Below are 9,848 nucleotides of genomic sequence, written 5' to 3'. Positions count from 1 at the left end.
CCCGCCCCCCCCCCCCCCCCCCCCCCCCCCCCCCCCCCCCCCCGACCGGGACGGGGATGGTGGGGCGCTAACCCCTCGACGGGGGTCGAGCGGTTGTACGGTCCGGGGATGGCAGCAGACACCAGCACCCTCGCGACCGCGCTCGACCAGCTCGTCGACCTCATGGGCGGCGTGGACGACGAGAACGCCGTCCGGCCGACCCCTTGCGCGGGCTGGACGGTCGGCGACCTCGTGGACCACGTCGTTGCCGGCGTGGGGAACTTCGCCCGCGGGGTTCGGGGCCAGGAGGTCGACTGGTCCGCCCCGACCCCGCGCGTCGAGGGCGACCGGGCCCAGGCGATGCGCGCCGCGTCCGACGACCTGCTCGCCGCCTGGGCCGACGCACCGGAGGACTCCGACGCGCCGCCGCCGGAGTGGCAGTGCGCCGAGCTCGCCGTCCACACCTGGGACCTCGCGCGGGGGCTGGGACGGGACACCGCCGGCCTCGAGCCGGCCGTCGCCGAGAAGGGCGCGGCCTTCATGGAGCAGGGCCTGACCGACGACAACCGCGGCGAGGCGTTCGGTCCGGCCCGGCCGGCCCCGGAGGGTGCGGACGCCTACACCCGGCTCGCCGCGTTCGCCGGCCGCGAGGTCTGAGCCGAGGCCCTCTGTCGTCGGCTCCACTCGCCGGCGCCGCGGCGGCCGTCGGTGGAGCGGCGTAGCCTGCGCCGATGGCTGCCACGCCCGTCCGCCGCCTCACCGACGACGTCCCCGCCGAGGTGGAGGCCCGCCTGCGCCGGATGTGCCTCGGCCTCCCGGACGCGTACGAGGAGCGCGCCTGGGTCGGCACCCGTTGGCGGGTGCGGACCCGCACGTTCGTCCACGTGCTCGGCATCGAGGATCCCGTCGACGGCGCCTCGGTCACCATGACCTTCCGCGCCGCCGGCGAGGAGCTCGAGGCGCTGCGCCACGCAGGTCCCCCCTTCCGCGTGCTCGGCTGGGGCCGCGACGCCATGGGCCTCACCCTCGGTCCGGACACCGACTGGGACGAGGTCGCCGAGCTCGTCGTCGAGTCCTACTGCGTCCTGGCCCCGAAGAAGCTCGTCGCCCTCGTCGACCGCCCCGGCCCCGCCTAGAGTCCCCGTCATGTGGGTGGGCAGCCTGCCACCCCGGGAGCCATGTGCTCCGGCACTCGGAGCACATGGCCACGCGCTCCGACATTCGGGCCAATTGCGCTTGGGGACAGCAAAATTCGTTGTTTTGGGTCTTGCTCTTCGTACGAGTGTTCGGTACGATGAGGCATGGACAGGGGGACGATCTCGAGCCGCATCGCGGCACTGCGTGAGGAGTGCGCGCGGCTGGGTCGTGAACTGTGCGAGGGGGGCCAGGGACTGTCGTCGGGGGATGCCTTCGAGCTCGCCGGGGAGGCGCAGGCGTTGGCGAACGCGGCTGATGCGTTGGTGGCGGTGAGCGCGGCGTGGGGTGCGCGGTTCGAGACGCGGCTCTCGGGTGATGGCCCGGCGGAGCGGGTGCATCCGGTGGGGTTCGTGGACGGTATGTCGGGCGTGATGTTCTGCCTCGAGGCCCGCCTGACCGAGGGCGTGGCCGGGCGCAAGGTCACGCTCGGTGCGGTGCTCGGGCAGCGGTTCCCCCGTACGCGTGACCTGTTGGTCGCGGGCGCGGTGGGCACGATCACGGCGCAGAAGGTCGTCGACGCGTGTGCCGGGCTCGATGTGGAGGCGTGCGGTCGGGTCGATGCCGAGCTCGCTCCGCGGCTGCCGGATCTGGACCCGGCGCGGGTGATGTCCGAGGCGCGGCGGGTCGCGACGCGGGTCGCGGCGGACCAGGTCGCGGCGCACGTGGCGCTGACGAAGACGGGTCGGCGGGTGGAGGTGTGCCCCGGCGCGGACGGCCTGTCGGAGTGGTTCGCCTCGCTCCCGACCGCGACCTCGGCGGCGATGTGGTCCGCGGTCGAGCAGCTCGCCGGGGAGTACCGCCAGGTCGACGAGGCGCTGTCGGTGCCGGAGTCCCGCGCGGACGCCCTGACTGATCTGGTGCTGCGGAACGTGTCGGTGTCGGCGCAGGTGACGCTCGGGGTGCCGGTCGTGACGGACCGGCCGGCGCCGGAGCCGGAGGCCGCTGAGCGGTTCCGGGTCGACTGGGACGACGACGACACGATCATCGACCACACCACGGGTGCCGAGACCCGCTACGGCGACCTCGACCCCGCCACACGCGAGGAGCTCTCGTGGGTGACGATGTCGCCCGAGTCGTTCAACGACCGTGCCGACGTGATGGCCGAGGTCAGCCCCCGGTTCGCGGTCTCCGGCACCCAGCTCCCGAGCCTCGGCTGGGTCGACCCCGCAACCCTGGCCAACCTCCTCAAGCTCCTGCCGATGGAGATCGCCCGCGCGGTGCTCGAGGCCGAGACCGGCACCCTCGCCTCGCTCACCACCGGCGCCTACAAGCCGACCAAGGCCATCACCGACTTCGTGAAGACCCGCGACGGGACCTGCCGGATGTGGGGCTGCACCCGCCCCGCCGAACGCTGCGACCTCGACCACGTCCGAGCCTGGCCCGACGGCGAGACCACACCGCAGTCCCTGGAAGACCTCTGCCGCCGACACCACCGCTTCAAGCAGCTCGGCCGCTGGCGACCCGTCCTCTCCCCGGACGGCACCATCACCTGGCACGGCCCGAACGGGCAGACTCGCACCACCGAACCCCAGCACCGCGTGCCCTCCTGAGCGCCACCGCCGTGTCCCTCGGTTGCCGAGCCGGCGCGCGAGAGCAGACTGGCGCCATGGTGGTCCGCCCGAGCCGACCCGCGAACCGCACGCGGAGGTGCACGCTGATGTCGGTCGTCGCGGCCGGCGGGATCCTCCTCGGTGGCTGTGGGGTGCTTCCCTCGTCCACCGCCGGAGCGTCCTGGAGCCTGGCGCCCGGCCAGGAGGTCACGGCGGCATCGACCGAGCTGCAGGTCCTCGTGACCCGGGTCGGCTGCAACAGCGGGGTCACGGGAACCGCCGAGGAGCCGACGGTCGACGTCGGGGCCGACCGGGTCGTCGTGACCTTCGTCGTCACCCCGGAAGAACCCGGATCGGCGGACTGCCAGGGCAACCCGGAGGTGCCGTTCACGCTCCTGCTGCCGGAACCCCTGGGCGCCCGCGCCCTCGTCGACGGCCAGTGCCTGGGCGACGGCGAAGCGGCGGGCACGTCCTTCTGCGCCGACGGCGGCCTACGGTACGAGCCGTGACCCACGCCCTGCCCACGCCCACGCTCGACACCGCACGGCTCCGGCTGCGCCCGTTCGCCGACCACGACACCGCCGACCTGGTGGCCCTGATGACCGACCGCGCGGTCCTGCGGTACTGGGACGAGCCCCCGTGGCCCGACCCCGCCCGCGCGGACGGCTTCCTCGCGGGCTGCCGGCGGATGGCCGAGGACGGCACCGGCGCGCGCGTGGCCGTCGAGCGCCGCGAGGACGGCGCCTTCCTCGGCTGGTGCTCGCTGACCGGGTACGACGACGTGCACCGCAGCGCGACCATCACGTACGTCCTCCGGCAGGACGCGTGGGGGCACGGGTACGCCACCGAGGCCGTCGGCGCCATCCTCGACTGGGCCTTCGCGACCCTCGACCTCAACCGGGTCCAGGGCGAGGCGGACACCCGCAACGTCGCGTCCGCCGCCGTCATGGGCAAGCTGGGGTTCGTCCTCGAGGGCACGCTGCGCGAGGACTGCGTCGTCGACGGCGAGGTCTCCGACTCGTGGGTCCTCGGCCTCCTGCGCCGTGACCGGGAGCAGGCGCGGGCGGCCCTAGACTGACCTCCCGTGGGTGCACGGGAACCGGACCAGGACCGCGCCCACCCCTCCCCCGCCACCGACGCCGACCGTCGCCGCGTCGTCGTCCTCGCGGGACCGAGCGGCTCGGGCAAGTCCCGCCTCGCGGACCGCCTGCACGCCGCACGCGGCTGGCCGGTCTTCCGCCTCGACGACTTCTACCGCGACGAGGACGACCCCGCGATGCCCCGCCAGGCCGACCTCGGGATCATCGACTGGGACCACCCCGACAGCTGGGACGCCGAGCGCGCCCTCGCCGCGCTGCGCGAGCTCCTCGCCACCGGCCGCACCGAGCTGCCCGTCTACGACATCTCGAGGAGCCGGGCCGTCGGCCGGCACGAGGTGAGCGCCCGCCCGGACGACCTCGTCCTCGCCGAGGGCATCTTCGCCGCCGAGGTCGTCGCCCGGCTCGACGCCGAGGGGATGCTGCACAGCGCCTGGTGCGTCCGCCACCGTCCGGCAGTCACCTTCGTCCGCCGCCTGCTCCGCGACCTGCGCGAGCGCCGCAAGCCGCCGCTCGTGCTCGTCCGGCGCGGCTGGGGCCTGATGCGTGCCGAGCCCGGCATCGTCGCCCGGCAGTCCGCGCTCGGTGCCGTGGGTTCTCGCGCCTCCGCCGTGGAGCGCGAGCTGCTCGGTTAGGGTGGCGCCGTGGCGACCGAGGGGGCACGAGGATGACCGACCAGCCGTGGGTGGCGCCGGGCTCGCAGCCCGCCGGTCCGCCCCCGGGGACCCCTCCGCCGGCACCCCCCGCAGGTCCTCCGCCCGGCGGTGCGTACCCGCCCCCGGGCTCCACGCCGCCCCCCGGCGCGGGGTACGCGCCTCCCGGCGCCGCACCGCCGCCCTACCGGTCGATGGAGTTCCGCCCGGGCATCATCGCGCTGCGGCCGCTGCGGCTCGGTGACGTCTACGGGGGCGTGCTGAAGTCGGTGCGCGGCAACCCGGGCGCCACCATCGGCCTGGCCACCCTCACCTGCCTGGCCTTCCTCGTCCCGACGACCGCGCTCGGCGCCTGGCTGTCCGGACAGAGCGCGGCCGGCCTCTTCGACGAGTCGCTCGCGTCCTCCGACACCGTGCCCGACGGCTTCGGCCTCGGCATCTTCGGCGTCTACCTGCCGACCATCGGGCAGTCCTTCTCGGCGATCCTCCTCGCCGGCTTCCTCGCCCAGGTCGTGGGGCAGGCCGTGCTCGGCCGCAAGGTCGGGATGGGCGAGGTCTGGCGCGCCACCCGCGGCCGCGTGCTGCCGATGGTCGGCGCCGTCCTCCTCATCGCGCTCCTGTACACGGTCGCCCTGCTGCTCGCCATCGCCCTGCCCGTCGGGCTCATCGCGTTCTCGTACGCCTCCGACGGCGACAGCGTCGGGCTGACCGTCCTCCTCGTGGTTGTGGCCGTCCTCGCGGCGATCGTCGTGCTGGTCTGGCTCGGCACCAAGTGGTCGTTCGTCACCCCGGCGATCGTCCTCGAGCGGGTGGGCGTCCTGCGCGGCCTGCGCCGCTCGTGGGCCCTGGTCGGCAGCCCGCTGAAGGGCGCCTTCTGGCGGATCTTCGGCATCCGCCTGCTGACCGGGTTCGTCGTCGGCGTCGCCGCGTACATCATCACCCTGCCGATCACCCTCGTCCTCTTCTTCGTCACGGCCGCCTTCCTCGGTGAGGGCGGCGACGGGTCGGAGATCTTCGTCCTGCAGACCGTCACCACCGGCATCGCGGGGCTCATCACCGGGGCACTGACCACGCCGTTCAGTGCCGGGGTCGACGCGCTGCTCTACGTCGACGCGCGCATCCGCACCGAGGGTCTGGACGTCCGGCTCATCCAGGCCACGCAGGGGGCCGCTCCCCCGCCGTGGCCGACCACCGCGCCGTGACCCCGTTCGACGCACCCCTCGACCCCACCTCCGAGCAGGCTCGCCGCTGGCTCGAGGAGGAGCTGACCAGCCAGCGCTACCACGCCCAGCCGAGCATCATCGAACGGATCCGCGAGTTCCTCGACGACCTGCTCAACAGCGCGCCCTCGAGCGGCCTGCCGTCGGTGGCCGTGCCGATCGCCATCGGGCTCGTCCTCGCCGTCGTCGGCCTCGTCCTCTGGCGGGTGCTGCGCCGCGAGGTCGGCCGCTCCGGCGGCGACGCGACCGGCGTGCTCGACGTCCCCGACGTGCCGGCCGCGACGCTGCGGGCCGGCGCCCGGGCGGCCCTGGCCGCCGGCGACTGGGACACCGCGGTCCTCGACGGCGTCCGCACGATCGCCCGCGCGGCGGTCGAGCGCGTGGTCCTCGACGACGCCCCCGGCCGGACGGCGCACGAGGTAGCGCTCGCGCTGACGCCCCGCTTTCCCGGCGAGCAGCAGCCCCTCCTCGAGGCCGCCGACGCCTTTGACGCCGTCCGCTACGGCCACCGGCCGGCGGTCGAGCAGACCGCCCGCGCGGTGCTCGACCTCGACGCCCGCCTCGCGGCCGCCCGTCCGGAACGGGTCGTGGCCGAGGCGCCGCTGGAGACCGTGCCGTGAGCGCCACCACGACCACCGACGCACCGGGCGTGAGCGCCGCGGGAGTCGACGGGCGACGCGTCGTGCGGCGCACGCGCGGCATCGTGCTGTGGGTCGCCGTGCTCGTCGTCGGCGGCTTCGTCATCGCCCTCGTCGCCGGCAGCCCCTCGCCGGAGGACTACCTGCACCCCGACGGCACCGGGCAGTCGGGCACGCGGGCGCTGGTCGAGGTGCTGCGGGACCAGGGCATAGACGTCGAGGTCGTCAGCACCGCCGACGAGGCGGTCGACGCCGCGGGCGACGGGCGGGGCACCACCGTCGTCGTGGGCAACTCCGACCTGCTCACCGACTCCGCGGCCGCACGCCTCCTCTCCGGCACCCGCTCCGCCGACGGCGTCGTGTTCCTCGACGGCGCACCGGGCGTCCTGGACTCCCTCGGCCTCGGGCTGTCGATCGGCGTCCCCGCGCGCGAGCCGGCCGCCGCCGACTGCTCCCTCCCGTGGGTCGACGGCGGCGACCACGTCACCCGGCTCTCGTGGGCCATCGTGCCGTCGGCGCAGGCCCGGGCCGACGGCGCGCGCGGCTGCTACCCCGTCGGCGACCCGGACGCCCCCGACGCGCCGGTCGGCTTCGCCGCCGTCGAGGTGCCGTCGACCACCGACCGTGCGCCCGTCACGGTCCTCGGGATGCCGGACGCCGCGACCAACCGCTTCGTCACCGAGGCCGACCACGCCGGGCTCGTGGTCCGGCTGCTCGGCGCCTCCCCCCGCCTCGTCTGGTACCACCCCGACTACGAGGACACGACCGAGAACCCACCCACCACCGAGGACGACTCGGTCTGGCCGGCGTGGGTCGGCCCCGGCCTCGTGCTGCTCGCGCTGGCCTTCGTCGCCTTCGCCCTGGCCCGTGGCCGGCGCCTCGGGCGGCTGGTCCCCGAGCCCCTGCCGGTCGTCGTCCGCGCCACCGAGACCACCGAGAGCCGCGCCGAGCTCTACCGTGCCTCCGGCGACCGCGTGCGCGCCGCCCGCGTGCTCCGCCAGGCCAGCGCCGCTCGGCTGGCCGTGCGGCTCGGACTGCCCGCCCGCACCCCGACCGACGGGCTCGTGCCCGCCGTGGCCGCCGCGGCGGGGCTCCCGACCGACGAGGTCGACGCCCTCCTGCGCGCCCCCGCGCCGCTCGACGAGGCCGGCCTCGTCACGCTCGCCCAGCAGCTCGCCCACCTCGAGGAGAAGGTCCGCTCGTCATGACAGACACCGCCACCACGCCCGCCCCGTCGGCCACCGACGCCCGCGCCGCGCTGATCCGGGTCCGCGAGGAGGTCGCCAAGGCCGTCGTCGGCCAGGACGCCGCCGTCGCCGGGATGCTCGTCGCGCTGCTGTGCCGCGGCCACATCCTCCTCGAGGGCGTGCCGGGCGTGGCCAAGACGCTGCTCGTCCGCTCGCTCGCGGCCGCCCTGGACGTGGAGACCAAGCGGGTGCAGTTCACCCCCGACCTCATGCCCGGCGACCTCACCGGCTCGCTCGTGTACGACGCCCGGGAGAGCGACTTCTCGTTCCGGCCGGGGCCGGTGTTCACCAACCTGCTGCTCGCCGACGAGATCAACCGGACGCCGCCGAAGACGCAGTCCGCGCTGCTCGAGGCGATGGAGGAGCGGCAGGTCTCGGTCGACGGCACCGCGCACCCGCTCACCGCGCCGTTCCTCGTCGCGGCCACCCAGAACCCGGTCGAGTACGAGGGCACCTACCCGCTGCCCGAGGCCCAGCTCGACCGCTTCCTCCTCAAGGTCGTCCTGCCCGTCCCGGAGCGCGACGACGAGGTCTCCGTCCTGCGCCGGCACGCCTCCGGGTTCGACCCCCGCGACCTCGCAGCGGCCGGCCTGCGCGCCGTCGCCACCGCCGCGGACGTCGAGGCCGGCGCCGCCGCCGTGCGTGACGTCGAGGTGTCCGACGAGGTCATCGGCTACGTCGTCGACATCGCCCGGGCGACCCGGACCTCGCCGTCGCTCGCGCTCGGGGTCTCCCCGCGCGGCGCCACCGCGCTGCTCGCCACGGGCCGGGCCTGGGCCTGGCTGAGCGGCCGCGGCTACGTGACGCCCGACGACGTGAAGGCCCTCGCCGTCGCGACCCTGGCGCACCGTCTGATGCTGCGGCCCGAGGCCGAGCTCGAGGGCACGTCGGTCACCTCCGTCCTGCACAGCGTGCTCGCCTCGGTCCCCGTCCCCCGCTGATGGCCCCTCGCCGATGACCCTGACGACGCGCGCCGCGGCGCTGCTGCTCCTCGGCCTCGTCCCCGTCGTGCTGCGGCCGTCGGGGACGACGGTCCTGGCGTGGCTGCTCGTGTGGCTGCTGGCCGTCGCGGTCGACCTGCTGCTCGCGGCCTCTCCGAGCCGTGTGCGCCTGACCCGCGAGGACGCCGCCCTCCAGGTGCGCCTCGGGGAGTCGGTGAGCACGTCGCTGGTCCTCGAGAACACCGCGGGTCGCACCGCCCGTGGACTCGTCCGCGATGGCTGGCCGCCCTCTGCCGGAACGCGACCGGCGCGGCATCGCGTGTCGGTACCGGCCGGTGAGCGCCGCCGCGTGAGCACCACCCTCGTCCCGACGCGGCGCGGCGACCGGGTCGCCGACCGGGTGACGCTGCGGCTGGCCGGTCCGCTGGGCCTGGCCGCCCGGCAGCGGTCGGTCGAGGTGCCGGGGCGCGTGCGCGTGCTGCACGCGTTCCCCTCGCGCAAGCACCTGCCGAGCCGGCTCGCGGTGCTCCGCGAGCTCGACGGGCGGGCCGCCGTGCGCACCCGCGGCCAGGGCACCGAGTTCGACAGCCTGCGCGACTACCTCGACGGCGACGACGTCCGCTCCATCGACTGGCGCGCCACCGCCCGCCGCCGCCACCTCGTGGTCCGCACGTGGCAGCCCGAGCAGCACCGGCGCATCGTCATCCTCCTCGACACCGGCCGCACCAGCGCCGGCCGCATCGACGACGCGCCCCGCCTCGACGCCGCGATGGACGCCGCGCTCCTGCTGACCGCCCTCGCGGGTCACGCCCGCGACCGGGTCCAGGTCGTGGCCGGCGACCGGCGGGTCCACGCGCGGATCACCGGCGCCGACCGCGCCTCGCTCCTGCACGACGTCATCAGCACCCTCGCTCCGGTGGATCCCGTTCTCGTGGAGAGCGACTGGGGCGTGCTGGCCTCCGAGGTGACCCGCTCGACGCACCGCTCCCTCGTCGTCCTGCTCACCCCGCTCGAGCCGGCCGCCATCGAGGAGGGGCTGGTGCCCGTGCTCCCCGCCCTCGTCGCGCACCACCGGGTCGTCGTCGCCTCCGTCTCGGACCCGGCCCTGGACCGGATGCGGGACGCGCGCGACGGCTCCGAGGAGGTGTGGGGTGCCGTGGCGGCGGAGCGCACGGCGTCCCTGCGCGAGGGTGCCGCCGCCGCCCTCGGCCGGCTCGGGGTGGACGTCCTCGACGCTCCCCCGGACCAGCTGCCGGTGCGGCTCGCCGACCACTACCTCGCGCTCAAGCGCGAAGGCCTGCTCTGACCTCCGCGGTGGCGGGCGGA

11 protein-coding genes are annotated in these 9,848 nt (G+C 75.4%); all 11 read left to right on the top strand.

The genetic code is table 11. The annotated features are described in order from the left end of the window. Positions 1–108: 108 nt before the first annotated feature. The 11 genes from ACQZ2A_RS14200 (at position 109) to ACQZ2A_RS14150 (ending at position 9,828) form a co-directional block, all read left to right on the top strand. Positions 109–636 carry a maleylpyruvate isomerase family mycothiol-dependent enzyme gene (locus ACQZ2A_RS14200; protein ID WP_430212248.1) on the top strand — a complete coding sequence of 176 codons (528 nt, stop codon included), beginning with the start codon at positions 109–111 and terminating at the stop codon, positions 634–636. 74 nt (positions 637–710) lie between these two features. Further along, positions 711–1,115, top strand: coding sequence for an MmcQ/YjbR family DNA-binding protein (locus ACQZ2A_RS14195; RefSeq protein ID WP_430212245.1), 405 nt, complete (start codon positions 711–713; stop codon positions 1,113–1,115). A 165-nt stretch (positions 1,116–1,280) separates the two neighbouring features. After that, complete coding sequence (locus tag ACQZ2A_RS14190) at positions 1,281–2,726, top strand: DUF222 domain-containing protein (RefSeq protein WP_430212243.1); 1,446 nt, start codon at positions 1,281–1,283, stop codon at positions 2,724–2,726. 107 nt (positions 2,727–2,833) lie between these two features. After that, positions 2,834–3,235 (top strand): hypothetical protein, encoded by a 402-nt coding sequence (locus ACQZ2A_RS14185; protein ID WP_430212241.1) that lies wholly within the window; start codon positions 2,834–2,836, stop codon positions 3,233–3,235. Then, positions 3,232–3,804 (top strand): GNAT family N-acetyltransferase, encoded by a 573-nt coding sequence (locus ACQZ2A_RS14180; protein ID WP_430212238.1) that lies wholly within the window; start codon positions 3,232–3,234, stop codon positions 3,802–3,804. The genes ACQZ2A_RS14185 and ACQZ2A_RS14180 overlap by 4 nt, the downstream gene beginning before the upstream one ends. A 6-nt stretch (positions 3,805–3,810) precedes the next feature. Then, on the top strand, positions 3,811–4,458 hold the full coding sequence (locus tag ACQZ2A_RS14175; RefSeq protein ID WP_430212236.1) for a uridine kinase family protein: 648 nt from the start codon (positions 3,811–3,813) through the stop codon (positions 4,456–4,458). A 212-nt stretch (positions 4,459–4,670) separates the two neighbouring features. Continuing rightward, positions 4,671–5,678 carry a hypothetical protein gene (locus tag ACQZ2A_RS14170; RefSeq protein WP_430212234.1) on the top strand — a complete coding sequence of 336 codons (1,008 nt, stop codon included), beginning with the start codon at positions 4,671–4,673 and terminating at the stop codon, positions 5,676–5,678. Further along, complete coding sequence (locus tag ACQZ2A_RS14165; RefSeq protein ID WP_430212232.1) at positions 5,675–6,316, top strand: DUF4129 domain-containing protein; 642 nt, start codon at positions 5,675–5,677, stop codon at positions 6,314–6,316. The genes ACQZ2A_RS14170 and ACQZ2A_RS14165 overlap by 4 nt, the downstream gene beginning before the upstream one ends. Continuing rightward, positions 6,313–7,542, top strand: a complete 1,230-nt coding sequence (locus tag ACQZ2A_RS14160) for a DUF4350 domain-containing protein (RefSeq protein WP_430212229.1) — start codon at positions 6,313–6,315, stop codon at positions 7,540–7,542. Before ACQZ2A_RS14165 ends, ACQZ2A_RS14160 begins: the two co-directional genes overlap by 4 nt. Beyond that, positions 7,539–8,522 carry an AAA family ATPase gene (locus ACQZ2A_RS14155; protein ID WP_430212228.1) on the top strand — a complete coding sequence of 328 codons (984 nt, stop codon included), beginning with the start codon at positions 7,539–7,541 and terminating at the stop codon, positions 8,520–8,522. The genes ACQZ2A_RS14160 and ACQZ2A_RS14155 overlap by 4 nt, the downstream gene beginning before the upstream one ends. Before the next feature lie 13 nt (positions 8,523–8,535). Further along, positions 8,536–9,828, top strand: coding sequence for a DUF58 domain-containing protein (locus tag ACQZ2A_RS14150; RefSeq protein ID WP_430212227.1), 1,293 nt, complete (start codon positions 8,536–8,538; stop codon positions 9,826–9,828). Positions 9,829–9,848: the final 20 nt, after the last annotated feature.

The sequence above is a fragment of the Phycicoccus avicenniae genome, assembly GCF_050496545.1.
Classification (GTDB): domain Bacteria; phylum Actinomycetota; class Actinomycetes; order Actinomycetales; family Dermatophilaceae; genus Phycicoccus; species Phycicoccus avicenniae_A.
The sequence above is the reverse complement of the archived record's forward strand: the minus strand, read 5'-3'. Positions and strand labels throughout refer to the sequence as shown.